21 protein-coding genes and 1 pseudogene are annotated in these 25,850 nt (G+C 62.7%); 16 read left to right on the forward strand and 6 right to left on the reverse strand.

The annotated features are described in order from the left end of the window. Window positions 1–64: 64 nt before the first annotated feature. Together ABD283_RS13650 and ABD283_RS13655 are read left to right on the forward strand one after the other, a co-directional pair. Complete coding sequence (locus tag ABD283_RS13650; RefSeq protein ID WP_344225502.1) at window positions 65–1,459, forward strand: phenylacetate--CoA ligase family protein; 1,395 nt, start codon at window positions 65–67, stop codon at window positions 1,457–1,459. 138 nt (window positions 1,460–1,597) lie between these two features. Beyond that, window positions 1,598–2,992, forward strand: a complete 1,395-nt coding sequence (locus ABD283_RS13655) for a phenylacetate--CoA ligase family protein (protein WP_344225503.1) — start codon at window positions 1,598–1,600, stop codon at window positions 2,990–2,992. 105 nt (window positions 2,993–3,097) lie between these two features. On the opposite strand, the gene ABD283_RS13660 is transcribed toward ABD283_RS13655, so the two are convergent. Continuing rightward, a complete protein-coding gene (locus ABD283_RS13660; protein WP_344225504.1) occupies window positions 3,098–3,748 on the reverse strand; it encodes a YveK family protein in 651 nt (216 codons plus the stop codon). Between the two features lie 399 nt (window positions 3,749–4,147). Here ABD283_RS13660 and ABD283_RS13665 point away from each other — a divergent pair, with 399 nt between their 5' ends. The 5 genes from ABD283_RS13665 (at window position 4,148) to ABD283_RS13685 (ending at window position 10,104) form a co-directional block, all read left to right on the forward strand. After that, entirely contained in the window at window positions 4,148–5,611 is a 1,464-nt protein-coding gene (locus ABD283_RS13665) for a hypothetical protein (protein WP_344225505.1), read from the forward strand. A 56-nt stretch (window positions 5,612–5,667) separates the two neighbouring features. Then, complete coding sequence (locus ABD283_RS13670) at window positions 5,668–6,663, forward strand: glycosyltransferase family 4 protein (RefSeq protein ID WP_344225530.1); 996 nt, start codon at window positions 5,668–5,670, stop codon at window positions 6,661–6,663. 69 nt (window positions 6,664–6,732) lie between these two features. Beyond that, complete coding sequence (locus ABD283_RS13675) at window positions 6,733–7,863, forward strand: prenyltransferase/squalene oxidase repeat-containing protein (protein ID WP_344225506.1); 1,131 nt, start codon at window positions 6,733–6,735, stop codon at window positions 7,861–7,863. After that, window positions 7,860–8,651 (forward strand): WecB/TagA/CpsF family glycosyltransferase, encoded by a 792-nt coding sequence (locus ABD283_RS13680; protein WP_344225507.1) that lies wholly within the window; start codon window positions 7,860–7,862, stop codon window positions 8,649–8,651. Before ABD283_RS13675 ends, ABD283_RS13680 begins: the two co-directional genes overlap by 4 nt. A 106-nt stretch (window positions 8,652–8,757) precedes the next feature. After that, entirely contained in the window at window positions 8,758–10,104 is a 1,347-nt protein-coding gene (locus ABD283_RS13685) for a lipopolysaccharide biosynthesis protein (RefSeq protein ID WP_344225508.1), read from the forward strand. Here ABD283_RS13685 and ABD283_RS13690 read toward each other — a convergent pair. Then, window positions 10,101–10,583, reverse strand: coding sequence for an Lrp/AsnC family transcriptional regulator (locus tag ABD283_RS13690; protein WP_344225509.1), 483 nt, complete (start codon window positions 10,581–10,583; stop codon window positions 10,101–10,103). The genes ABD283_RS13685 and ABD283_RS13690 overlap by 4 nt on opposite strands. Window positions 10,584–10,756: 173 nt before the next feature. On the opposite strand from ABD283_RS13690, the gene hisC reads away from it, so the two are divergent. The 3 genes from hisC (at window position 10,757) to ABD283_RS13705 (ending at window position 14,181) form a co-directional block, all read left to right on the forward strand. Next, the gene (hisC, locus tag ABD283_RS13695; protein WP_344225510.1) at window positions 10,757–11,923 is read left to right on the forward strand and encodes a histidinol-phosphate transaminase; all 1,167 of its coding nucleotides are present in this window, start codon (window positions 10,757–10,759) and stop codon (window positions 11,921–11,923) included. 219 nt (window positions 11,924–12,142) lie between these two features. After that, window positions 12,143–13,486 carry an amino acid permease gene (locus ABD283_RS13700; RefSeq protein WP_409339827.1) on the forward strand — a complete coding sequence of 448 codons (1,344 nt, stop codon included), beginning with the start codon at window positions 12,143–12,145 and terminating at the stop codon, window positions 13,484–13,486. 191 nt (window positions 13,487–13,677) lie between these two features. Next, window positions 13,678–14,181 (forward strand): phosphoribosyltransferase, encoded by a 504-nt coding sequence (locus ABD283_RS13705; RefSeq protein WP_344225511.1) that lies wholly within the window; start codon window positions 13,678–13,680, stop codon window positions 14,179–14,181. Window positions 14,182–14,533: 352 nt separating this feature from the next. Here ABD283_RS13705 and ABD283_RS13710 read toward each other — a convergent pair whose 3' ends face one another. The 3 genes from ABD283_RS13710 to pta form a co-directional block, all read right to left on the reverse strand. After that, window positions 14,534–15,412 (reverse strand): hypothetical protein, encoded by an 879-nt coding sequence (locus tag ABD283_RS13710; protein ID WP_344225512.1) that lies wholly within the window; start codon window positions 15,410–15,412, stop codon window positions 14,534–14,536. Window positions 15,413–15,994: 582 nt separating this feature from the next. Then, window positions 15,995–17,227, reverse strand: coding sequence for an acetate/propionate family kinase (locus tag ABD283_RS13715; protein ID WP_344225513.1), 1,233 nt, complete (start codon window positions 17,225–17,227; stop codon window positions 15,995–15,997). A 96-nt stretch (window positions 17,228–17,323) separates the two neighbouring features. After that, window positions 17,324–19,417 carry a phosphate acetyltransferase gene (gene pta / locus ABD283_RS13720; protein WP_344225514.1) on the reverse strand — a complete coding sequence of 698 codons (2,094 nt, stop codon included), beginning with the start codon at window positions 19,415–19,417 and terminating at the stop codon, window positions 17,324–17,326. A gap of 130 nt (window positions 19,418–19,547) precedes the next feature. Between pta and ABD283_RS13725 the strand changes: the two genes are divergently transcribed. From ABD283_RS13725 to ABD283_RS13740, 5 genes and pseudogenes are all read left to right on the forward strand, one after another. Then, window positions 19,548–19,910: a thiamine-binding protein gene (locus ABD283_RS13725; RefSeq protein WP_312397849.1), complete on the forward strand. Its 363-nt coding sequence runs from the start codon at window positions 19,548–19,550 to the stop codon at window positions 19,908–19,910. 18 nt (window positions 19,911–19,928) lie between these two features. Further along, entirely contained in the window at window positions 19,929–20,864 is a 936-nt protein-coding gene (locus tag ABD283_RS13730; RefSeq protein ID WP_344225515.1) for a spermidine synthase, read from the forward strand. Between the two features lie 46 nt (window positions 20,865–20,910). Next, window positions 20,911–21,276: a VOC family protein gene (locus ABD283_RS13735; protein WP_344225516.1), complete on the forward strand. Its 366-nt coding sequence runs from the start codon at window positions 20,911–20,913 to the stop codon at window positions 21,274–21,276. Between the two features lie 47 nt (window positions 21,277–21,323). Continuing rightward, a pseudogene (locus tag ABD283_RS14395) lies at window positions 21,324–21,494 on the forward strand (urea transporter); the annotation flags it as partial. A 189-nt stretch (window positions 21,495–21,683) separates the two neighbouring features. Continuing rightward, entirely contained in the window at window positions 21,684–22,439 is a 756-nt protein-coding gene (locus ABD283_RS13740) for an urea transporter (protein ID WP_344225517.1), read from the forward strand. 79 nt (window positions 22,440–22,518) lie between these two features. Here the strand turns inward: ABD283_RS13740 and ABD283_RS13745 are convergent, their stop codons facing one another. Beyond that, complete coding sequence (locus ABD283_RS13745; RefSeq protein ID WP_344225518.1) at window positions 22,519–23,982, reverse strand: NCS2 family permease; 1,464 nt, start codon at window positions 23,980–23,982, stop codon at window positions 22,519–22,521. 226 nt (window positions 23,983–24,208) lie between these two features. On the opposite strand from ABD283_RS13745, the gene ABD283_RS13750 reads away from it, so the two are divergent. Further along, window positions 24,209–25,630 carry an FAD-dependent oxidoreductase gene (locus tag ABD283_RS13750; protein WP_344225519.1) on the forward strand — a complete coding sequence of 474 codons (1,422 nt, stop codon included), beginning with the start codon at window positions 24,209–24,211 and terminating at the stop codon, window positions 25,628–25,630. Window positions 25,631–25,850: the final 220 nt, after the last annotated feature.

Raw genomic sequence — 25,850 nt, forward strand, 5'->3', positions numbered from 1 at the left:
GTGCGCAACCCTGCAATCCGGGGGGAGAAACACGGTTGCGCCGTGAAATGGGGGAGGGGTATTTATGGTTTCTATCCGTGAGTTCGTGGCACATTTGCCGCCGGACAAGCGCGAACTTCTGGCTGCGCCAGCGCGGTTGCTACCGGTTAAGAGGCGTTACGGGCCGATCTACGAACGAACGATCCGCGAGATCGAGAAGGCGCGCACAACCCCGTCGTGGGTACGGGAGACCGTGGATGAGCGACTGGCCGAGACGTTTCGGGCGGCGCGTGAAGCGCCGTATTACGGACGCGGTGAGCACTATGACGTGTTGGACCGCGTGGCATCGGGGGAAATGAGCCCGCGCGAGGCATTGGCGCAGTTGCCGATCCTTACCCGTGAGGAACTCTCCGAGCACTACCGGGACATGCTCGCGGCCCCGGAAAAGACCGTGGAGCTGTCCGCGAGTTCGGGTACCTCGGGCGATCCCATCTTCTTCCTGCTGGACCGCAATCGCGGCGCGCGGGAATGGGCCTACGTGGTGGATTCATGGTCGCGCACAGGCTACCGGCTGGGCCAATGGCGTGTGTTCTTCCGCGGATTGGATTTGCCGCAGCATCGGCCGTACTTCGTGATGAACAGCACCGGCGAGATCGTGATCCGGATCCAGACCATCGGTCCGGACACCATTCGCGAGTACTGGGAGCTGATCGAGAAGCGGGGCATCGAGTTCCTGCACGGCTACCCATCCACGTTCATGTACGTGGCCAGGCTGCTCGATGAGGCGGACTTCGATACGTCCTGGCGCTTCAAGATCCGTGGTGTTCTGCCCGTCTCCGAGCAGTTCGGCCCGGAGCAGCGTGACGTCTTGCAGCGATTGTTCCCCAACGCGAAGCAGGCCGTGTTCTACGGGTTGAGCGAGAAATCGGTCTTTGCATGGCTCGACGACGACTTCGTCTACCACCCATACCCGCTGTACGGACACGTGGAACTCCTGCACCAGGACGGCAACCCGGTGGAGATGGGTGAGCGCGGGCGCATCGTGACCACCACCCTGGACGGACGAGGCATGCCGCTGGTCCGCTACGACACGGGTGACTCCGCGGAACTCGTCGGCCATGACGAGGTGGGCACGCCGCTGTTCAAGAACATCCTGGCGCGCAGAGGTCGCGAGGGTCTGGTCAAGGCAGACGGGCAGACCTTTTCCACCACTCCGTTCAACGTGCACGGTCACGAGTTCGAGTGCGTTCACCGGTTCAAGATCCGCCAGGACACCCCCGGTAAGGCGATATTGCTCGTGCAGCCTTCCAAGAAAGCGACCGCGGAAGAGTTGGAGCGGTTCCGGCAGCTCATGATCCGTCGCACTCAGAACCAGGTGGAGTTGGACTTCGAGCTCGTTGACGAGTTGCCGGCCACGTTGAACGGAAAGTTCACGCTGCTGGATCAGCGGATACCCAATGCACCCACGGTGTGGGCGTAGTCGGTTGATTTAGTTTTCGAGGGAGAGCTGCAAACGCTGTAGGCAGGTGTGCGAAAATTTCCTACGTCAATCAGCAGGCTTGGACGAAATATCGTATGTGCAAGCGGGCGGGGGCCTGGTTGTCAGGGAAGGAACGAAGTGTTTTCAGTCCGTGAGTTCGTAGGGCACTTATCGCCCGGCAAACGAGAGATCATCGCGGCGCCAGCGCGCTTCTTGCCGCCGAAATTTCGGTACGGCCCGGCCTACGAAAGAACCGAGCGAGAGATCAACAAAGCCCGCACGGTTCCTTCATGGTCACTGCAGGAGATAGATAAGCGCTTGATCGAGACCATGTTGATGGCGAAGGACGCTCCCTATTACTCACGGGCCGCTAGCTACAACATGCTCGACAAGGTGCTCGACGGATCGAGAAAGCCGGTTGAAGTACTGAAGGAGCTTCCGATTTTGAGCCGGGCTGATGTGTCTCAGAATTACCGGGAGATGCTTGCGGTCAATGAGGCGCAGGTCGAGGTATCGGGCAGTTCAGGCACATCCGGGGAGCCGATCTTGTTCTTCCTGGATCGAAATCGAGGGGCCCGAGAATGGGCATTCATCGTGGACGCTTGGTCGAAGACCGGGTATCAACTCGGGGACTGGCGTGCCTTCTTCCGCGGAACTGATCTGCCCAATAACCGCAGTCATTTCGCAATGCCCAGCATCGGTGAGCTGCTGATCCGAATCCAGTCTGTTGAGGCGGATACGATCGACTTCTTTTGGAATGAAATCAGTAGGCGGAAAATTCATTACCTTCACGGGTATGCATCTGCGCTGTTGTTCGTTGCGCGGGTCCTGGAGGAATCGACGCACGATACCTCGTGGCGGCATCAGATCCGGGGTATATTTCCCGCCTCGGAGCAATTCACCAAGGGACAGGAAGAAGTTCTTCGACGCGTCTTCCCCAACGCTAAGATCGCCGTATTTTACGGTCTGAGTGAAAAGACTGCCTGCGCCTGGATGGACGACGATCATGTGTATCACTCGTATCCAACTTATGGGTACGTGGAGCTGGTGAACCCCGATGGAAGTCACGTGAACCCGGGTGAACGCGGGAGAGTCGTGACTACGTCTCTTGACGGTCGCGGACAACCGATGCTGCGTTATGACACTGGGGATTCGGCGGAGTTCATTCGTGTGGACAAAAACGGATCGGTGGTATTCAGGGAGATCTTGTCGCGCAGGGGCAGGGAAGGACTCGTGAGAACTGACGGTGAGCTCTTTCCCACTACATCATTCTTGCTGCACAGCGAAGATTTTTCCTGTGTCTATCGGTTCCGAATCCGTCAGGAAGTTCCGGGTGAGGCCGTTCTTGTGGTGCAACCGTCAAAGACGGCTACTGAGGAGGCGGTGGAAAGCTTTTACCAGGCAATGGTGCGTAGGACCCAGAACCAAGTGAAGCTGGATCTTGAACTTGTAGATGACTTACCGGCCACCGTGAACGGAAAATCTACGTTGCTCGATCAGCGCATTCCGGACGCCCCGACTACCTGGGCGTAGAAACACTCGAACTCTTAGTCCATATTAAAATCTGAACCCCGGGTCCGAATAAACGGACCCGGGGTTCAGATTAACTCTTTTAGTCTCTACACGACGGCCACATTATCATCTGGTGAAGTGGCGTCGCGCAATTGCCACGAGAAGTCCCAAGAGAAGTCCAGCGAGGCCGCCAACCGCGATCAACATGCTCGACGAGACGGAGGATGGGTCCTGAGGCATGGATGCCTGACCCACGCGGGTGAGCTCCACGGTTGTGCCGTTCCCGTCTGCATTCTCGTCAAGCTCTTCAACCTGGGCGCTCAAGACATCGACCCATGTTTCGGCCAATCGCTGGGCCTCTTCCGGTGAGGGTGCTGTTGCAGCCACTCGAACTTCCGAAGTGTCCAGGGGCACGGTGGTCTTGACGTTCTGGAGAAGAGCCTCTGAGGTCTCGTTCAAACCCAGGTCGTCGATGACTGCTGATGCCGTGGACGTAGTTCCCGAAATACTGCCGAAAGTGACAGCCTTCGACTTAGCGAGATTTTCGCCGGCCAGCGCTTCAGTGGAGTTCGTGCCCCCATTTGCAACCACTACGCCGGATGCGGTGGAGGTGTACGTTGTGCCGAGGGCCATGGACGCGCCCCAGCCCAGGGCGGCACCCAATAATGTGGTGACGACGATGATCCACCAGCTTTGACGCAGCGCGCCCCAAAGCTGTGAAGAATGGATCTCGCCGCGTTCATACGCGCGGTTATTTCGGTTGGCAGTCTGGCTCATGATGAGTGTTGGTCCCCCCTGAACCTTGCAGTAACTGTTGCCTACAAGGTGTGTCCTGATCACGGTGTTGCTTTCCCCCACAGCACCGTGATTTCTTCCATGGTAAACACACGGCTACACCCGACGGGCATCAGAGATGTCCGCGCAATGGTGGACAGGCTCACGACATTGGGGCAACAGTGGGGACTGTGGATAAGCCAGGATTCGAAGGGACAGAGCCCGTTCGCGGTTACAGTGGTAGCTAGCTGAATTGCTGACATGTGCCGATGAGGCCAACGTATCCGGGGGGATGCGTAGTTGGTGGGGGAAGCAAATGTAGCGAGAAGCGGACTGTTGTGCCTGGTACGGGGCACCATTCCGCAAGGGGGGACTGGGCATGTTCATACGTACTGATTTCCGGTGGTCACGATGGTGATGGCTGCTGCGGCTGTGGCCGCGATACTCCTAGGGCTCTTTTTCAGTGTCCTCTTGGGCATGTGGCCCAAGATCGGCGCTGCCATTTTGGTAGTGGCAACCGTTGTTGCTCAGACGTTGCAAACGGTAGCCCAGAGTTCTCTTGCAGGTAATGTGGACGAGCTCGCTGTTGTGGCCGCGTTCGTAGTTTTCTCGGTACGGCGAATTCTTGTCCACGGCACCCTTCGTTTCGTCGGGGCCTATTGGTTTTTTGGTGCCTACGCCATCCTCGGGATGCTGTCGGCAGTGCTCAATAATGTCCCTCCCAACGAATGGGTTCTGAGCGGCTTCCTCTTCCTCAAGGGCCCGCTCTTGATGCTGGGTGTCTTACAGATCGACTGGCGCCGCGACGACATACCCAAGATCGTTAAGTTCGGAACCGCGGGGCTTCTGGTGGTTCTGTTATCTGCCCTAGTTAATGCCATGGCTCCTGAAGCGTGGAACGCCGTGGTGGGACGTCAGCCGGTGAGCTATCGGCTAGGTATCCCGAGTTTGACCGGAATTTTTGATCATCCCGTGGGACTCGGGTCGACCATGGGCATGGCGTTTCTCGCCATTCTGGCCTATCGACGCATAGTGGAGCGGTCAGTCGTATCTTTCGTCTTGCTGGTGACTACTGGTGTGGTGGGCATTCTTACCTTCCGGCGTAAGTCGATTGCCTCTGTGGCTATCGTGGCTATTGGTTCGAGGCTGGTTTTGCCTGGAATGCGTACTCGTTATGTGGCCTCGCTCCTGGTTCTCCTACCACTGGCGCTCATCATTGCGTGGCAACCTCTCGTCGAGGTCGTGACGAACACCTACAACGAGTACTTCAGCAATGTAGATACCACCGCCCGCACCACGATGACCATTGATTCGGTGATCCTGGCGGCGGCCGCGTTCCCCTTCGGGGTGGGTTTCGGTCGGTTCGGTTCAGCAGTGGCGTCGTCCAACTACAGCCCGCTGTACGACGAGCTCGGTTATACCCGCATCTACGGAATGGGTCCGGGCGAACGCGGTGGATATCTTACGGACACCTTTTGGCCTGCGATCTTGGCCGAAGCCGGCTTCATCGGGCTGCTTTGCTACATGATGGGGCTGCTCTTGATCATTCGACCGGCTTGGAAACTGATGAGGCATTCCAGCCAGCCATACGTGCAGTGGCTCGGCGCGGTGGTGGTCGCATGGATGGCACAGCTCTTGATCGAGTCCATTGCTGCTCCGGTATTTACCGGTCCTCCGATGTTCGGACCGGTGTTCATGTTGGCAGGTGTCGCTACCGCCGTTTATCTGAGGGAGAGTTCCTTCGGTCGGCCATATGAGGGTCACGCAGTGAATGAGCACGACCCTGATAGTCCAGGTCCTGACCGCTCTGGATCAACGACCTCTTGGAAGGTCCACGGACGACGTCGCTATCAGGAGGCTCAGTGAATCACGCCATAGTTCTCGGAGCGGTCCCGGATTCCCCAGGAGGAATCGGGGTGCTCATGGGTTATCTCTCCCGGACCCAATCGGATCGTACGAAGATTCGTTTCGTTGACTCGGGGGGAACACCGGGGCCCGTTCCAACACGACTCCGGAAATTTGCGCAAGCCTTGTTCGCGTGCCTCGGCCCGGTCCCGGACGACACGGTGTTCCACTTCAATCAAGCCTCGAAGATCAGTACCTGGCGCAAGTTGGTGCTGGTTTACGCCCTACGAATGCGTAGTCGGCCGTACGTTCTCCATGTTCATGGCGGACGGTTTGACGCTTTCCTTGAGGGTTTGAACCCGGTTGCTCGACGCGTGGTGAGTGACATGTTTAGTAAAGCCGCGGGAATTATTGTTCTTGGCGAGTACTGGCGGGACTACATCGCCGAGTTCTTGGGCGTTCCTCCGGAGAAGTTCTACGTGGTACCGAATGCCGTTCCCGGTCCACGCGAGGTTCCGGAGGATCGGGAGACTCCGGTGGTCTTGTTCAGTGGCCAGTTGACTCGCCGCAAAGGTGTGATCGAGCTACTTCGGGCGTGGGCCATGATTCCTGAGAATCTGAGGTCGCATTTAGTCCTAGCGGGCGATTTACACGATCCAGACGGAGAGATCTCCAGTCTGTTGGAGGTCACGCCCGCTATTGAAACAACCGGGTGGATCGGTCCGGAACAAATCATTGAACGACTGGCAGAGGCCAGCGTGCTGGTACTTCCGAGTTACGGAGAGAACCTCCCCATGTCACTGCTGGACGGTATGGCATGGGGTCTGGCACCAGTCGTGACCAACGTGGGCGCCGTTGGTGAGGTCATTGAGGACGGTAAGAACGGCTGGATCGTTCCCACCGGAGACGCGGAAACTCTCGCACGAGTCCTAGAAAGTTTGCTGCTCGATCCGGAACGCAGGCTTTCGCTGGGACAGGAGGCGCGGCGTCGTTGGGAAGAGGAATACCAAATCGACAGATACCGGCAGCGACTGGATCAGGTGTACGCGGATGTGCTGAATAAACAGCGGTAGCGAGACCAGACATTCAGCAGCAGGATTCGGGGGAATCCGTTGCTGAAGAAGCGTTTACAAGGGGGACCAATGAGCTTCAACGCTCGTGAGATTTTGTACAAGACGTTGGGGGACCAAGTCAGTTCCGCAGCGGAGGCGGCTTTGCGCTTCGCGCGGGACCGTGATTTCACCGGTACGGATCCGTATGACGGGTTGCTGTCACCGGCGGCTCCACTGCTGAAGGGCCGACTGCCACGGCAGGCGTGGGTGCAGGCCCACAAGCGGTTGGGTGACTCGCTGCGTTCGGTGACGCGGGTTCCCAAGGTCACGATGACCAAGGCAATGGCCCTGTTCGCCATGGCGGAACGGTGCGAGGGCAATCCTGAGCGAGCCAATGAGCTGATCACCCGAATCCTGTGCACTCGCGGTGCAGGCCCGTGGGGGTATGAGTTCGACGTTCAGACCCGCTGGGCGCATTACCTGGCCAACTCGCCCAACGTGGTGGCTACGGTCTTCGCCCTGCGCGCGTTCGCGGCCACTGACCGACTGGGGGAGGTCTCCGCGGGGACCACTACTTGGCTCGAAAGCCTGGCCCACCCGGACGGCTTCTTCCGCTACACGGAGGCCTCCGATCGTCTGGTGCACAACGGGTCGCTGCTGGCCGCGGAATCCCTGGCCATCCTGGGCGGGGACCGGAGTCTGATTCAGAGGGCCGTCACCCGCACCGTGGACGCGCAGGCCGCTGACGGTTCATGGCCCTACGGCGAAGGCAAGGGCCTGGAATGGATCGACAGCTTCCACACGATCTACGTGCTGGATTCCCTCTACTTCCTGCGGCAACAGGGCTTCGAGATCGGTGACTCCTACGAACGAGGCCTGGCCTACTGGTACGCCCATTGCCTCACCATCGACGGCCTGCCGGTGTACAACGCGGACGAGTCCAACGCGTCCCACGACGTCCACAACGTGGCCACCACCGTGGGGTTCCTCGCGGGACTGGCTCACCGAGGAGACTTGGAGATCGACCCGGAACCGGCCATCCGGCACCTCCTGGCTCATCAAGGCCCCGACGGCGGCTTTCGTAACGACCCCAAATCCCTACCTCACATGCGCTGGAACCAGGCCCACGCCAGCTGCGCGCTGAGTCGATGGGTGGATCTCCTGGGCAGCGAATGCAGGGGGCGCAGCGATCGTTCGGAGTCCGAGGGGGCACAGTCATGAGCCTGCTTCACCCTCACATCACCCGGCACAAGGTACGTGTCGCACCCCGTCGCACCAACCGTCTCCTGGGAGCTCGAGTGGACCCGTTGACCATGGACGAGACGGTGGAGACCATCGAGGACCTCATCGAGGAAGATTCGGGTCATTACAACCACTTGGCCATGAACGCCGCCAAGTTGGTGTCCGCCAGCCACGATCAAGAGCTGGTGGACAAATTCGCCTCCGCCACGTTGGTCACGGCCGACGGCCAATCACTCGTGTGGGCTTCCAAGCTGTTGGGTGCTCCGCTGCCCGAGCGGGTGGCCGGGATCGACTTGATGGATCGTCTGGTGGACGCCAGTGCCAAAAAGGGTTACCGGATCTACTTGCTGGGTGCCACCGACGCGGTGGTTCGTCAGGTGCGCTGGCGCTTCCTGGCGCGGGGGGCCAACGTGGTGGGATTCCACAACGGTTTCTGGCGCCGCGACGATATGACCGACCAGCAGATGGCGGATGAGATCGCCATCACCAATCCGGACATCGTGTTCGTGGGCGTACCGTCCCCGCTCAAGGAGGACTTCGTCTTCGCGCACAAGGACCGCACGGGCGCGGCCATCTGTGTGGGCGTGGGTGGGTCCTTCGACGTGGTCGCGGGCATCACCTCCCGCGCCCCCAAAATGGTGCAGCGCATGGGCATGGAGTGGTTCTGGCGCCTGGCACAGGAGCCGCGGCGCATGTTCAAGCGGTACCTGGTGGGTAACTCCAAGTTCGTGTGGCTCGTGGTGAGGGCGCGATTGAACCGTGACTGAGGCCCCCCCGGCTCGGGCGGCGCTGGGCAGCGCAGCCACGGGTCCCCCCACCACACCCCGTGAGGCACCTCGTCGGTCGGGATCTCCCCGGCGACCGGGTGCCCCGATGAGTGCCGCCAAACAGTCCATCCTGGTGCTCGGCATCCGCGTGGGTGGGGCCGTACTGCAGATGCTGCTGGTCGCCACGGTGGCCTTGCGCTTCTCGGTCACAGAGGTGGGTCTGAACGGCATCCTGTGGGCTGTCGCCTTGGTTGCACGCATGGCCGGCCCCCTGGGCCTGGATGTCATGGGCCTGCGCTCGCAGTCACCGCTGTGGGCCGAGGGGCGGGACACTCTCGCCGTGAGACTCGGTCGTCGCTACACCGGAGCGCTGGCACGCGTGTGGTCCGTGGCCTTCCTGCTGCTCGCCGCGGTGTGCGTGGCTTTGGCCGTTGGTGGGGGCCCGTGGGGTTGGGTCCTCGCGCTCGGGGTGGTCGCTACGGCGTCCGCGTTCCAGCGGTTGTTCGTGGTGCAACGTCAGGCGCGTAACTGGCCGCTACTGGGCCAGTTCATGGAGTCCGTCGTGCTCCCCGCGCTCGGCCTGGTGGGCGCGCTGGTTACATCGGTGCTCGCCCCGGACTGGCTGATCGCCTCGCAGGTCATGGCATTCGTGCTGGTCACGTTGTTTTTGTACGCGGCATCGCCGTCGGTTCAGGAGGGCCGCGCACGACGACGCCGCGCGGCGCGGTCGGCCCCGGACGTCCCGTTCACTGGGCGGCACGCGCGGACCGTCCCCGAGCCGGACCCCATATACGTTCCCCGGCATGCGTCCGGGACGTCCCACCCCGACGACGTCGCTTACGCACCCATTCCGTGGCGCCCCGCCCTGACCGTGGGAGCGGGCAACGCGCTGACATCGCTGTGCGTGCGCGGACCCATGTTCGTGATCGGCGGGCAGTCGCTGGCGGCCGCGGGCGTGTACGAGGTGGCGCAGAAGATTCAGTCCGGCGGCGCCATGGGAACCTCGGCCGTGGCCACGGTCTTCGCCCCGCGCATTGCCGTGGCGCTGCGTAAGCCTGCGGCGCTCATCAAGTTGTTGGTGCAGGCGGGGGGTAGTTCTCTGGTCGTCCCGCTGGGGCTGTTGGCGTTTTTGTTCGTGGTCGGCTCGGACGGGCTCGTGGCCGTGCTGGGTGATGAGTATCAGGGTGCGTGGGCGGCGTCCGTGGTGCTGGTGGTGTCCACGGTGATCAACGCGATCACCTCCGCCATGAGCAACGTGATGATGCTCGGCGGGCGCGAGCGGATGTTCGCTGTGATTGCGGCGGTTCAAATGTTGCTGGTGGTTGGCGGTGCATTGGTTTCCGGTGCGGATACCGCGGTGAGCATGGCCGTGTGGGTGCTCATCGGTGAGACATTCCGCTCCGCGTGCATGGCGGCGGGGTTGGTGCTGCACCTGCGGGCGGTGCGAACCTAGCCCCGATCAGCCTCGCGTTGCAGCAGGCTGGACATCCGCAGGGGCATGGCCTCGAGTAGCGAGATGGAGGTGGTGGTGCGCAGTAGGCCCGGAGTTTCAAGGATCAAATTGGTGATCCGATGCAGGTCTGCGGTGCCCTTGGCCACCAGGCGTACGCGAAGGTCCGAGTCCCCGGTGGTCGCGTAGATTTCGATGATCTCGGGGATTCTGAGCAGGGCCTTCTGCGCGTCCTCGCTGGTGCCCTGTCGAATGGACAGTTCCACGAAGGCCATGAGGTCATAGCCCAGCGCCCGCGGATTGAGCCGCTGACTGACGGGGCCCATGACCCCGCCTTCGGAGAGCCTGCGGAGTCGGGCATGCACGGTGTTGCGAGCGACGCCCAACGTTTGGGCCAGGGCCAAAATCGTGGCGTTCGGATCCTTGTCCAGTGCCATGAGAATGCGGGCATCCAGGGGATCGAGCTGATACATGGTGTGCATTGTGCCACTTTATCCAGATAGCACTGAGCATTTAACGCAGTTCAAAATTAAAGTATTGCGCACATCGCTCATGGGGGATCACCATCTTTCCAACGTGTCCTGGCTCACACATTGAGCCGACCTCGCGACGGCCGTCCGTAATCCGGACCCGTTGGTATGTGAAAGGCCCTTTGATGACCATCAGCTTGACCACCAGGTCCACCACCGACTCATCCACCACGCAGCCCGAGACTCACCAAGCCCCCGAGGCTCTTGGGCGTGGGAGCGAGGAACCGCGAGTGCGCGACGTCGTATCCCAGTTGCCCGGGTACGTTGCCGGCCGCCGCGCGACCGGTGATCTCACCGCGGCACTGGCGTCCAACGAAAGTCATTACCAGCCGCTGCCCGCCGTCCTGGAGACCGTGCAGCGGGCCGCCGAACGCATGAATCGCTATCCGGACATGGCCGCCACTGAGTTGCGGGAACGCCTGGCGACCTTCCTGGGCGTGGAGCCCCATGAAGTGTCCGTGGGTCCCGGCAGCGTGGGTGTTCTCCAGCAGATCCTGTCGGCAACGTGCGGTCCGGGTGACCAGGTTGTCTTCGCGTGGCGTTCCTTCGAGGCCTATCCGATCCTGGTGAGCCTGACCGGCGCGACTCCCGTGCCCGTGCCGCTAACCGCTGGTGAGAGCCATGACCTGGACGCCATGCTTGCCGCCATCACCGAACACACCCGCGTGGTCATGGTGTGCTCACCCAATAACCCGACCGGTGTGACACTGGATCACGATGCTTTGGCGGATTTCCTGGCCAAGGTTCCACCCCACGTGCTCGTGGTGATCGACGAGGCCTACACCGAATACCTCGACGCCACCGAGACCCTGGACGCGCTGGCCCTGTTCCGCGCCCACAACAATGTGTGCGTGCTGCGGACCTTCTCGAAGGCCTACGGGCTGGCCGGGTTGCGCGTGGGCTACGCGGTGGCCCACCCGAACCTGGCCGAGGCGTTGCGCCGAGTGGCGCTGCCCTTCGGCGTGAGCACGCTCGCGCAGCAAGCGGCCATCGCATCGCTCGAGGCCCAGGAACAGTTGCGCGAGCGCGTGGCTGCGGTGGTCTCCGAACGACGTCGTATTCTCGCCGCCCTTCGCCAGGCCGGCTGGGACGTCCCGGGCAGCCAAGCGAATTTCGTGTGGTTGCGGGCCGGCAATGAACTCCGGGACGAGCTGGTCGATGCCTTCGACCGTTCCGATGTGCTGGTTCGCGCCTATGCAGGGGACGGCGTGCGCATCACGTTGGCCGACCCCGCGACCAATGACCGGGTGCTGGAGGTCCTCAAGGACCGCTCCGCTTTCCCCGCTGCCTGACCCCCCTGATGTTTCCCACCCTCTGTGCCGGGTTCGCCCGGCTCCCTGGAATGCACCTGGTTCATACTGTTGGTGCAGGCCCGAAAGGAAATACCCGTGTCCTTACGCCATAAGTCGCCGCTCTCCGCAGCAGCGAGCGCCGCTCGAACTGATCGGGATGTCATGTCTCCAACACCGTCCACTCCGTGCCCGGACATCAAGAAATCCGATGCCACTCACATGAAGACCCGCCACCTGGTGATGATGGCGTTGGGTTCTGCCATCGGAACCGGGTTGTTCGTCGGCACGGGTAACGCGATCGCCGTGGCCGGACCCGGCGTGCTGATCTCGTTCCTGGTCGCGTGTGTGATCCTCGTGCTGGTCATGCGTGCAATGGGCGAGATGGCCGCAGCGGAGCCCGCTCGCGGTGCGTTCTCCTTATATGCCGAACAGGCCATGGGCCGCACTGCCGGGCAAACGCTGGGCTGGCTGTGGTGGGTGCAGCTGGTCATCGTGATCGCTGCCGAGGCCACCGCCGCCGCGCAGATCCTGAACGAGATGTGGCCCGTGGTCCCGCAGTGGCTCATGGCGCTCGTATTCATGGTGATTTTCACGGCGTTGAACCTCATTAGCGTCAAGGCGTTGGGTGAGTCCGAGTTCTGGTTCGCACTGCTCAAGGTGGGCGCCGTGGTCGTGTTCCTGCTGGTGGGTGCGGCCCTGCTGCTGGGACTGTTGCCGGCGCCGTCGCCGGGGCTGAGCAATCTGACCGAACACGGTGGTTTCATCCCCAATGGGTTCACGGGTGTGGCCGCAGCGCTGCTGATTGTGGTGTTCGCGTTCGGGGGCACGGAACTGGTGGTCGTGGCCGCCGCAGAGACCGAGAACCCCAAGGAGAATGTGGTCAGGGCGATCCGCACCATCGTGGTGCGTCTGCTCGTGTTCTACATCGGTGCGGTGACGTTGATGGTGATCATCCTGCCGTGGAACGACGAAACATTGTCCTCCAGCCCGTTCGTGGCCGTTCTCAGTGCCGCCGGATTGCCCGGCGCGCAGGCCGTGATGGCCATCGTGATCGCCCTAGCGCTACTGTCCGCGCTCAACGCGAACCTCTACGGTGCCTCGCGCATGCTGTACTCGCTGTCCTCGCGTGGTTACGCGCCGGCTCGCTACTCGAAGTTGAGCGCACAGGGTGTGCCGCGCGCAGCCGTTGTGGCGTCTGTGATCGTGGGCTTCCTGACCGTGGGCGCCAACTACCTGTGGCCGGAGCAGCTCCTCGGGTTCCTGCTGAACACCATCGGCTCCACCGTGCTCGTCGTGTGGACCCTGTCCTTGATCTCCCAGATCATTCTCCGACGCCGCTCGGACCGTGCCGGACGCCAGCTTTCCTTCCGCATGTGGGGTTACCCGTACCTCTCCTACTTGGCGCTAGGTCTGATTGCGATGATCTTCGTGCTCGGCTTCTCCGATCCCGTGGTGCGGACCCAGCTGCTGCTGACAGGCAGCTTGGTGTTGCTCATCGCGGTGGCGTGCAAGCTGCGGACGATGCAGAAGGCGCGGACGGCTTCCGCATCGGTCGACCAATGATCTAGGTGCCTAGGTGCCCACGTGCCCGGCGGCGGGTGCGTGGGCGCCGTCGTCGGGTGCGTGGGCGAATCGCGGACCGTGGCGGGACCGCGGCACAGACCGGGCGCCGTCGTGGAGGCGGGGGGCCTGCCCGATGGTGGCCCAGGCAGGGCTATTGGGCAGCTTTGAGCCGGAGCGACTAACCTGCGGACATGGCTTATCACGCTGACTCCGCGGACCTAGAGACCAAAGAAGTACTCACGTGGGAAGGTTTCGGCACCGCTAGCCGTGACCTTGCCCAGATGATTGTCGATTCGGATTTCACTCCGGACATCATCATCGCTGTAGCCCGAGGTGGGTTGTTGCCCGCCGGTGCCCTGTCCTACGCGATGGGCGTCAAGCTCTCGGACGCGGTGAACGTGGAGTTCTACACGGACGTCCACGAGACCCTGCCCGATCCCGTGTTGCTCGCGCCCATGCTGGACACCGAATCCATCAGTGGCAAGAAGGTGCTGGTCGTGGACGACGTGGTCGATTCCGGCCGCACCCTGGCCCTGGTTCTGGAACTGCTCAGCGGTTACGGGGCACAGTGCCGTTCCGCCGTGGTCTACGAGAAGCCTCAGTCGGTAGTGCGCCCTGACTACGCATGGAAGGCCACCGACGAGTGGATTGTGTTCCCCTGGTCCGATCAGGATCCGGTGACGCGGAGCAAGTAGTCATTCCAGTCTTCTTCACCAAACCTCGGCTGGAAACGATCAACTGGACTGACTGGCGGTCGCGCAGATCTGGGTCACTTTAGAACCACCGGGAAGATTCGGGTCATTTAGAAGCCGTGTTTGAGTACCGCGGGTGGCTTGAGAGTGGCTCAGATTTGCGGGTGGCGTAAAGATGCCCCAGATCTCCAGGGGAGCCGCAGCTCGAGAGGGATGAAATGCAGAGACGGGCTAAGTCACTTTCAGGCCGTATACGCGGAGCAAGAGTGGCCTGGGGATGACCGAGATCTTGCCATGGTCAAAGAATGACTAGTTTTGATGCCTGAGCTCGAGCGACTGACAGTTTTCGGTGCCATCAGGCCGACTTGAGCCTTGGCGTCCATCCACTCTTCTGACTGGTGTTGGCAAGTTCAGTGGCAAGCCACGTCAGCCAGAGCTGGCGGCGGTGCGGGTCAAGCAGGTCTTCCAACACCACGAAGCGAACCTTCCACCCATTGTCCTCAAGTCGCTGCTTTCGGAACAACTCGTTTCCGTACTTGCGACGGTCCACGTGGTCGGCGCCGTTGTACTCGACAGCCACTCTGGATTCGGGCCACGCGAGATCCAGGTTCCGGTCCGCGTGATCCACCACCACGTGAAAGTTCATGACTGGTGGCGGGAACCCATGGGCGAGGACTATGAGCCGGGTAAGAGTTTCTCTTGGTGACCATGTGTTCTCTACGGCATCAGACAGCGCGGCAAGTGTCCTCCGGGTGGCCGCGGACGTCGGGGGAAACCGGCGAAGCCGCTTCTCGATTAGCTTGCGACTGTACGGCGGGAAACTTCCACCATCGACCGCCACGAGGTTTCTCGACATGAGTGCGTCCAGGCAGGCTGTGATTCTCCACTGGGGAAGAAACGAGGCAGCGACTACTAGGGCCTCAATCGGATCAGCCAGCCAGGCGCCCCAGGGCCCGGGATAGCGGTCCAACCCAAATGCTTTGGTCACGACAACATCGGGCACCGGAGTTCTCAGGCGCTTACCGACCCAGGAGAAGTGCGGGGTGAAAAGCATCTTTGAATATTCAGGGCCCTTAGGCGGCGGAGCATGGCCGAGGAGCTCATCAATTCTCTCGTCGGGCTCTCCAATGGGTAGGCCGTACAACGCGAGAGCACTCAAACCTGTCACCCGGACTTCAGATTCCGGGGAGTCTAGAACGACCTGAAGGAGCGCCGCTCGTTGCAACGGGTCCATGGGTTCCGGCATTGATTCAGAGCACAGCGCCCAATGCCTATGAGTGACCCGCTTCATCGCTGGATCACGGTTCAAAGATCGCGCTCGTCGGCCCCATTGGGTGCTCGTCCGAACCACAGGACGCGGTCCTAGCTCAGGCATTCGGATCGGCTGCGGCATGACTGGAGGTTATGACGCAGGCTGACTTACTGCACCTGAATATTCGCCATGTGGAGCGCGGATGCTGATTACGTGCTGGAAGAGTCGGCCCGTATACGGTTGCGGAGGGGAACAAGGGGAGATCTGGTTGACCTTTTCATGGCCAGGACCACAAGCTGAGGTCGATCTTATGAGGGCTGCCCGAAAGCTGAGACACTTCCGCGCCAGTTTTATCCTTCAACTCTGGCTTGGGAATGCCTCAAATTTCGGAGGGGCTTTAAGGTGCCTCAAATCTCCAGCTGAGGCCCAGTGAGGCTGAGCTGTAAATGTGAGCAGATCTGAGTCACTCTCAAGCCGTCTACATGCCATGAAGGTGGCCTGAGAGTGCCTCAAATCTTCAAGATGGCGTGAGAAGGACTCAAGTGTCCGGCGCGGCCCGCCGAGCTACTTCTTCACTCGCTCCCGCACCAGCGAGGCCGTGGCGTCCGCGATGGCCCGCTCCTCGTCCGTGCCGATGACCAGCACCTCGATCGCTGACTCCGGCGTGCTGATGCGAGCTACCTCGCCCTCGGGGGAGGCATTCAACTCTGGATCCAGTGCAATGCCCAGCGCGCCCAGCTCATTGCACACCTGCTCGCGGAATTCGGGGGAGTTCTCACCGATGCCCGCAGTGAAGATCAGCGCTTGAGCGCCGCCCACGGCCACGTGGTAGCCGCCGACGTACTTGGCCAGGCGGTATGCCGCCATGTCCAGCGCCAATTGGGCCTTCTCGTCACCCTTCTCGGCACGCTGCTCCACGGCGCGCATGTCCGAGTCTCCGGAAATACCCTGCAGCCCGGACTCCTTGTTGAGCGTCGTATCGAGTTCCTTGGCTGTCATGGCGGGGTTGCGGTCCAGCATGGCGGTGACCACGGAGGGGTCCAGATCACCGGAACGCGTACCCATGATCAGACCCGCCAGTGGGGTGTACCCCATGGACGTGTCGAAGGATTTGCCGTTGCGGATGGCCGTCACGGACGCACCGTTGCCCAGGTGCGCCACGATCCCGTTGAACTGTTCGCGCGGAATCCCCAGGAAATCGCACGCCTTGCCGGTCACGTAGTCGTGCGAGGTGCCGTGGAACCCGTAGCGACGCATGCCGTGCATGACATACATCTCCTCGGGGATCGCGTAACGCCAGGCCTTTTCGGGCATCGTGCGGTGGAAGGCTGTGTCGAACACGCACACCTGCGGCATGTGCGGCCAGGTCTTCTGAATGGCGCGCAATCCCAATGCGTGAGCGGGGTTGTGCAGCGGAGCCAGGGGAGCGAGCCGCTCGATGGCTCGAATGATCTCGTTGTTGACCAGCACGGGGGCGGAGAACCGCTCGCCACCGTGGACCACGCGGTGTCCGGCGGCGTCAATGGTGCGCCCGCCCAGTTCCTCTTCCAGTCGTGAGGCCAGGATTTCCAGTGCCTGAGTGTGGTCTTTGACCTCGGACGTACCGATGTTCTGGATCAGGCCCTTGGTGATGATCTCGTCGCTCTCCACACCCTTGGTGGCCCGATCCAGCGGCACGTTCTCGTTGATGGCCGGCATGGATGAGGTGTACGGATCGACCTGATCATCCGCAGTGGTCACCTCGCGCACCTGGTACTTGATGGACGACGATCCGCAATTGACAACGAGCACGAGCATGGTTGGTCCTTCCGTGCGCCCGGTCTGCGGGCGTCTCTGGTGAGCTGGTCGAAGGGGCGACGCCGCTCGCGAACCTCGCGAGCGGCGTCGTACGTACTAGAGGCTCTGGGCCTGAATGGCGGTAATGGCCACCGTGTTGACGATGTCATCCACGGTGCAACCGCGGGACAGGTCGTTGACCGGCTTGCGCAGGCCCTGCAGGACCGGTCCAACGGCCACGGCGCCGGCGGACTGCTGGACCGCCTTGTACGTGTTGTTGCCGGTGTTGAGGTCCGGGAAGATGAACACGGTCGCCTGGCCGGCCACGTGGGACTCGGGCAGCTTGGACTTGGCGATGGAGGCGTCCACGGCGGCGTCGTACTGGATGGGGCCCTCGACCTCGAAGTCCGGGTCGGTGGAACGCACCAGCTCCGTGGCTGCCCGCACCCGCTCCACGTCCTCGCCGGAGCCGGAACCGCCGGTCGAGTAGGAGAGCATGGCCACCTTGGGGTCCACGCCGAACTGTTCGGCCGTCTGGGCGGAGGCCAGCGCGATGTCCGCCAGTGCCTGCTCGTCCGGGTTGGGGTTCACGGCGCAGTCACCGTAGACCAGCACGCGGTCGGCCAGCAGCATGAAGAAGACGGAGGACACGATCTTCACGCCTTCGCGCGTCTTCACGAACTCCAGGGCGGGGCGAATGGTGTTGGCGGTCGTGTGCACGGCGCCGGAGACCATGCCGTCCACGTCGCCCAGCTGCACCATCATGGTGCCGAAGTATGAACCGTCCGCCATACGTTCGAGTGCCTGTTCCTTGGTCACGCCCTTGTGGGAACGCAGCTTCACGTATTCGTCCGCGTAACGGTTGCGCAGTTCCTCGTCGTTCTGAAAATCGATCAGGTTGAGGCCCTCCGCCTCGAAATCCAGATCAATGCCCTCTGACTGTGCCATGGTCTTGATCTGCTCGGGATCGCCCAGGACGGTGAGGTCGCAGAAGTTGCGGCGGTGGATCATTTCCGCGGCACGCAGGATGCGCGGGTCCTCGCCCTCGGGCAGAACCACGTGCTTGCGATCGGCTCGCGCGGATTCCACGAGCTCGTGCAGGAACCGAAGCGGGGTGCGCTTCACGGGGCGCGGCAGGTTCATGCGCCCGGCCAGCTCGTCGCTGTCCACGTACTGTGACCATGCGCCGCGAGCCGCCGCGACCTTACGAGGATGGGCGCCACCCAGCGTGCCTCGCGTGGTGGCCACCGCGCTGGCTGCGTTGTACGTGTCACGATCGGTGGTCATCACCGGGAACGGGGCAGCCGCCAACAGGGAGGCCACGGCGCCTTCCGGGCGGAAACCACCGGTCAGCAGCATGCCCGAGGGCACCGGCAAAGACGCCGCGAACGACGACGCCAGGGTTGCCGACATCACGTCCGTCCGATCGCCCGGGGTGATCACCAGATCTCCGTCGGTCAGCTGGTCCAAGAAATGGCCCACGGTCATGGCCGCGATCTTTATGCCCTTCATGTCGCGGTCCAGGGAATTGTCGTTGAGGTCGGTGCCGAACTCCTGGGCATCCACCAGCTCGGCAATCGTCGGGTTGGAGATCGCAGTGACCTCGGGGATCACATAGACCGGCAGGTTGTGGGCTCCGGGCTTGGCACGGCGGGTCAGTTCCTCGACTTGATCGGGATCGGCGCGGTTGACGATCACCGCGTAGATGTCACAGCCGGCCTGACGCAGCTCGGTGCGGGTCACGTCCACGGCGTTGACGGTGTCCTCCACCGACTCCGCCTCGTGGGCGCTGATCACCGCAGCCACTGAGCAGCCCATGTTGTTGGCCAGTCGGGCGTTGAGATCGAACTCCGCGGTGGCTGCGTTGTGGGCTACCAGATCGGTGCCGTCCACCAGGATCACGTCGCATTCGCGGGCCATCTCGGAGTAAATGGAGACCGCGGCCGAATCCAGTTCGTCATGATCACCGGAGGCCAGGATCTCGCGCGTGCGCGCCAGCGAGACACCGCCGCGGCAACGGGAATCGGGCAGGTCGAAGGTGCGCTTCATGAGCTGCAAAGCGGAATCCTGCTCGGGGGAGTCGCCGTCGTGAACGGGGCGGAAGAACCCGAGCTTGTCCGTGTTGTTGAACAGTGTGTCCGCCAACCCCAACGCCACCAGCGTCTTGCCGGACTGCGGTGTCATTGCGGAAACGTAGATGCCCTGGGTCATGAAGATGGTCCCTTTCGGTTGGCGGTCTGCCGTTCCAGTTTAGAGACGTCACATGGGCGCCGCGGAAACATGGGCGTGAATAACGGGGGTTTCCCGGGTACTTCGGTGAGAGAAGTGCCACACTGGAAGTATGTTGGTCGCATTCTCAGTCTCTCCCAGCGGCGGGGACAACCCTGACGCCTCCGTACACGATGCCGTGGCTGCAGCCGTCCACGTGGTCCGCGAATCCGGGCTCCCCAACCGCACCGATTCCATGTTCACCACCATTGAGGGTGAATGGGACGAGTGCATGGAGGTGGTCCGTCAGGCCACCGCAGCCGTTGCCGAATACGGACCGCGCGTCTCCCTGGTGCTCAAGGCGGACATCCGCCCCGGTCACACCGGCGAACTCTCCGGCAAGGTGGAACGTCTGGAAGCCGCACTTCACAGCCATGAACTCAACCGCGCCGAGGAACGTCGCGGTATCACCTCCGGTTCCCCGGATCAGAAGTAACCGGGCGCTCCCGTTTCAGTGAGCAAGAAACGCAACCGTAAGAATCGGCGGGATCAAGCAGAACCGGTTGGACCGGCGTCGTCGGACGCCGGTGGCCTGGTCGAAGGTACCTGGCACACGGACACGGGAACCGTGCAGCTCGAGCATGATCAGTACGTGCCCGGCGCGTGGGTGCTGCGCGTGAACGGCGTGCCGTCATCGCACATCGTGCCCGACCGGCCGGATCAGCTCGAGTTCGAGTACATGCGTTGGTTCACCGCGCTCGCCGAAGAGCACATCGACCGACACTTGGACCCCACCACCCTGCGCATCCTGCACCTGGGTGGCGGTGCATGTTCGATGGCGCGTTATCTTGCGTGGCGCTACCCCGATGCGCGCCAGGTGGTCGTGGAACTCGACGCCGCTCTCACGCGTCTCGTGCGCGAATGGCTCGATCTTCCCCGCGCACCCCTCCTTCGTATCCGCGCGGGTGAAGCCCGTGAAGTCACGGAATCACTGCATGAGTCGTCCCGCGAGGTGATCCTGCGGGATGTGTTCGCCGGTGAGCAAACCCCCGGTCATTTGCGGACTGTGGAGTTCGCTCAGCACGTGGATCGGGTGTTGTCTCCTGACGGGATCTATCTGATGAACGTGGGTGACACCCGCAACCTCAAGGGCACCCGGGCGGAGCTGGCCGCGCTGCTGGAGGTGTTCGAGCACGTGGGTGCCGTGGCGGATGCCGCGATGCTCAAGGGCCGCCGCTACGGCAACGTGGTGCTGGCAGCCTCCCATGCGCCGCTGCCCGAACCTGGATCCGCGGCGAGTGCAGCACTGGCCAAGGTATTGCTGGGTGGCCCGCTTCCCGCGCAGTACAAGGACACCGAGTGGTGTCGCCAACTCGTGGCCGAAACTCAGCCCTGGAACGACAAACAGGCGGATCAGATGCCCGCGGTGGGGACCATTACCGGCGTGTGAGCGCTCAGCCCTCCCGCTCCCAGGTGTTGGGCCGTAGCGTGGGGGCATGACTAGCTTCGTGAGTTCAGTGGCCATCGACTCCCACGACCCCGCAGCCCTGGCACGTTTCTGGTGCGAGGTCCTCGACTACAGAGTGGACCACGTGCAGGATAAGTTCGTCAGCACCCTGCCCAGCAGCGGAGACGGGTTCCGACTGGACTTCATCAGGGTGCCGGAGGGCAAAACGGTGAAAAACCGCTTGCACCTGGACCTGCTGCCGCGTGACACCGATCAGCAGAGCGAGGTCGCTCGAGTGGAAGCCCTGGGCGCCTACCGGGTGGACGTGGGGCAGACCAGTGAAGACAGCTGGGTGGTGCTGGCGGATCCAGAGGGCAACGAGTTCTGCATTCTGGAGTCACACCCCGCGGACTGACCCGGTTCCGGTCATTGCCGGGGGCCTCTGCCCTCATACTGACCACTGTGTGGATAATTCAGGCGCTGATCAGGTCTCAGGGGCAGATCTTCTTTCAACGTGCCACGCTGAGCGGCCTGCTGGTCCTGCTGGCGCTGGTTGTCGCATCACCCTGGTTGGCGGGTTTCGCACTAATCGGCGCTGCGGTGCAGACCGGCGTTTCGATTTTCATGCGCCGACCGAGGCGCGAATCGGCCCGCCAAGCTCCCGGCGGTGATTCCCGGAGCGCAGACGCGCTCTCCAGACTCGGATTTGGATCAACGGCTCATAGCGCGCCCAGAGAGGCCGGCGATTCGGAACACCCCGCCGGGCACTCCCAACCCCCTGCGCCGAGCTCCGGCGGATCCCACAAAGCGTCCGCCCTGGCCATGTCGAGTCTGTCGACGGACGCCACCGCTCGTCGCGACGCCGCGGACGGCATTCACGGCTTCTGCGGAGCTCTCACCGGCTGCGCCGCATTCCTTGCGTGCGGACCGACCGTGGCCGCCCTCATCTGGACCGTCCTGGGCGGGGCACTGTGCGCTCTGCTCGTGCGGGTGCTTGAACGACTGCGGATCTTCGACTGGCTGCCCATGCTCACGGGCCCGTTCTGCGCGGTCAACACTGCATTGAACCCGGTCTTTGCGCGGTGGTATCGCGAGTCGGAGCCGCTCACCGCGCCGCCGTTCGAGCTGGCCGGGCCGATCACGGACCTGGTCAGTGGCACTGTACGGGCCTCCGCCCAAGTGCTCTTGACCGATCATCTGCTGACCGGCCTATTGGTCCTGGTCACCATGTTTGTCGCCGGTGCGCGCGAAGGGCTGTGGTCCCTCACAGGCGCCGTGGCAGCCACGGCCCTCGGGTTCTGGATCCTCGGTTGGTCACCCGCCATGGCCGGGTTGGCCGGCTACTCGGGCTTTCTGACGGCTCTCGCCCTGGGCGCGGTCTTCCCCCGCAACGACGCCGCTCTCATCGTTCGTCTGCTCGTCCCCTTGGCGGGCGCGTGCGTTACCGTCCCGTTGTGGTGGTTGCTGCAGCAGACCGGGATGGCTGTCTACACGTGGCCGTTCGTGCTGACCACGTGGGCGGTGCTGCTCACGCAGCGACGGTGGGTGCGGCGGGAAGTGGCCGGGGCGGCGTCGTAATCGAAGCGGATCCACCCCGTGACGTCACCCGAGGGTGGGCGCGGGGCGATAGCTACCCCGCGCTGGACCGCCGAGCGCGTTACGCTGTCCAACCCTCGATCACGGCAATGCCGAAGAAGATCACGAATGCACCGGCCACCACGTACATGAGCGGGTGGACGTCGCGCCAGCGGCCCTGGACCAGGCGGATGAACACGAAGGACACGAAGCCCGCGCCAATGCCGTGCGCAATGGAGTAGGTGAACGGCATAACGGCGAAGGTCAGGAACGCGGGGACCGAGACGCCCCAGTCTTCCCAGTCGATGTGCACCACGTTCTTGGCCATCAGGAAGCCCACCACGACCATGGCGGGTGCCACGGCCTCGAAGGGCACCACGTTGACCAGCGGGGTCAGGAACATGGCCAGGAGGAACATGATGCCGGTGACCACGTTGGCCAGGCCGGTGCGAGCGCCGTCGGCGATACCGGTGGAGGATTCCACGAAGATTTGGTTGGACGAGACCGAAACGGCACCACCGGCCACGGCGCCGAACGCGTCGACCAGCAGCACGCGGTCCACGCGCTCGATCTGACCGTTCTTGTCGACCAGGCCGGCCTGCTGGGAGAGGCCCACCATGGTGCCCATGGCGTCGAAGAAGATGGACAGCAGAATGGTGAAGATCAGCAGCATGCACGCGATTACGCCCAGTTCACGGAACGCGGCGATGGGAGCGGCGGAGCCAATCAGGGAGAGGTCGGGCAGCGCGAAGAAGCCCTCGGGGTTGGCGGGAACCACCAGGGACCAGCCGTCGGGGTTCTCCACGGAGGAACCGGACGGGGAGACCGCCTCGAGGATGTGCGCGAAGATCGTGGTCGCGACCACCGCGATCAGAATGCCGCCGCGCACATTACGGACCAGGAGCGCCACGGTCAGCAGCAGACCCACCACGAACGTGAGCGTGGGCCAGCCGAACAGCTCGCCTCCATTGCCCATCTGCACGGGGACGGTGGTGCCAGCAGCGTCCGGGATGCGGCGCACGAAGCCCGCATTCACGAAACCGATGAGCGCGATGAACAGGCCAATACCCACCACGATCGCGGTCTTCAGCGACGGTGGCACGGCGTTGAACACCGCGGTTCGGAAGCCCGTGAGCACCAGAACCACCATGATCAGACCGGCCCAGATGACGAGTCCCATGACCTCGGGCCAAGTCAGACCCGGATTCGTGGCAATCGTGACAGCCAGGAACGCGTTCACGCCCAGACCGGTGGCCAGCGCGAACGGGGACTTGGCCCACACGCCCATCAGGATGGTCAGCACGCCTGCGACCAGTGCGGTCACGGCAGCAACGCGCTCGCCGCCCAGCATGTTGCCCGCGCCGTCGGGCCCGTAGCCGAGCACGAGCGGGTTCAGCACCACGATGTAGCTCATGGCAATGAACGTGGCCAGGCCGCCGCGGATTTCACGGCCCACGGTGGAGCCGCGCTCGGAGATGTAGAAGAAACGGTCCAACGCACCGCGGGGTTCGCGCGTCTGTGGAGTGGGCTTGGTCGGTGACGACATGAAGATCCTCACGGTCAAAGGCACAGCGGTAGCGCGGGCTCGGGCTACCGATATGGGGGCGTTTGTGTAGAAATACTACGCCGATGGCACTGGGACCCCTGACGAGACAAGTGTTCGCGAGCGGCGTCGACGTTTGGTTAGGCGCGGCTGCCCAAACTTCACTACCGTAGAACCCAGTCCCCGCAAGCACGCGAGTATGCGTGCGCGTTGAAAGGAAATACCAGCTGTGACAGCACCTACTTCAGCACGTCCGTTGCGCGTTGCCGTGATCGGAGCAGGTCCGGCGGGCATTTACGCTGCCGACATGCTCACCAAATCCGAGGCTGTGCGGGAAGGCGAGCTGGACGTCAGTGTTGATCTCTATGACCGCTACCCCACCCCGTTCGGCCTGATCCGTTACGGCGTGGCTCCCGACCACCCGCGCATCAAGGGCATCATCACCGCGTTGCGCTCGATTCTGGGTCGTGGTGACATCCGCTTCTTCGGCAATGTGGAGTACGGCAAGGACCTCACGCTCGGTGATTTCATGGCCCACTACGACGCTGTGATTTTCGCCACCGGCGCCGTCAATGATGCTCCGCTGGAGATCCCCGGCGCGGATCTGGACGGTTCCTACGGTGCCGCCAAGTTCGTCGCCTGGTATGACGGTCACCCCGACTACCCGCGCACCTGGCCGCTCAACGCCAAGGAAGTTGCTGTGATCGGCAACGGCAATGTGGCGCTGGACGTGGCGCGTGTGCTGTCCAAGCACGCTGACGACATGCTCGTCACCGAAATCCCGGGCAACGTCTACCAAGGGCTGCGCGATTCGCCGGTCACGGACGTGCACGTGTTCGGCCGCCGCGGCCCGGCGCAGATCAAGTTCACCCCGCTCGAGCTGCGTGAGCTGGCCAAGTCCCGCGACGTGGACATCGTGCTCTACGACGAGGACTTCCAGTTCGACGAAGCGTCCGAGCAGGCCATGGTCGAGAACAATCAGACCAAGGTCATGATGAAAACGCTCAACAAGTGGCGTGAGGACGACTCGCCCAAGACCGCGTCCCGCCGCTTGCACCTGCACTTCCTGCAGACGCCCTCCGAGATTTTGGGCGACGAGGACGGCAAGGTCAACGGCATCCGGATGGAGCGCACCCGCCTCAACGGCGACGCTTCCGTGACCGGCACCGGCGAGTACATTGACTACCCGATTCAGGCGGTTTACCACGCCATCGGTTACCTGGGTTCGCCGCTTCCGGGGGTCCCGTTCAACCCCGAGCGCGGCGTGATTCTCAACGAGGAAGGCCGCGTGGTCGACGCCGAAGGCGCCGTGGTTCCCGGCGTTTACGCGACTGGTTGGATCAAGCGCGGCCCGGTGGGCCTGATTGGCGCCACCAAGTCCGACGCCCTCGAGACCATCAACCACTTGCTCGAGGACCGCACCGCCCTGGCCGATCCGGACTTCCCGGAGCCCTCCGCCATCGAGTCACTGCTCGAGGAAAAGGGTGTCGAGTACACCACCTGGGACGGCTGGCTCGACCTGGACGAGTACGAGCAGAACCTCGGCCAGTCCTCCCACGACGCCGAGGGCAACCCCCGCGAACGCGTCAAGGTGGTCGACCGCGACGAGATGCTCTCCGTCTCCCGCCGCGGGGTCCACGCCCGTAGCTAGTTCTCGTCGGTAATCACCCGCCGACGACGCCGCCCCATCCAGTTCCCGCGTTCACTCCGGGCTGGGTGGGGCGGTGTTTTTCGTGGCTGTTGCAATCTGATCGACGGTACGACCCGAGAATCGAGGGCGGATTCAACGGGTCATTGCAACAGTACTCTTCGAGGGTTTCGTATGGGGTGGCGAACTGCAAGCGTTTACGGGGTCTGCGGTTGAGTTCATC

Source organism: Kocuria atrinae, assembly GCF_039531425.1.
GTDB classification, from domain to species: domain Bacteria; phylum Actinomycetota; class Actinomycetes; order Actinomycetales; family Micrococcaceae; genus Kocuria; species Kocuria atrinae.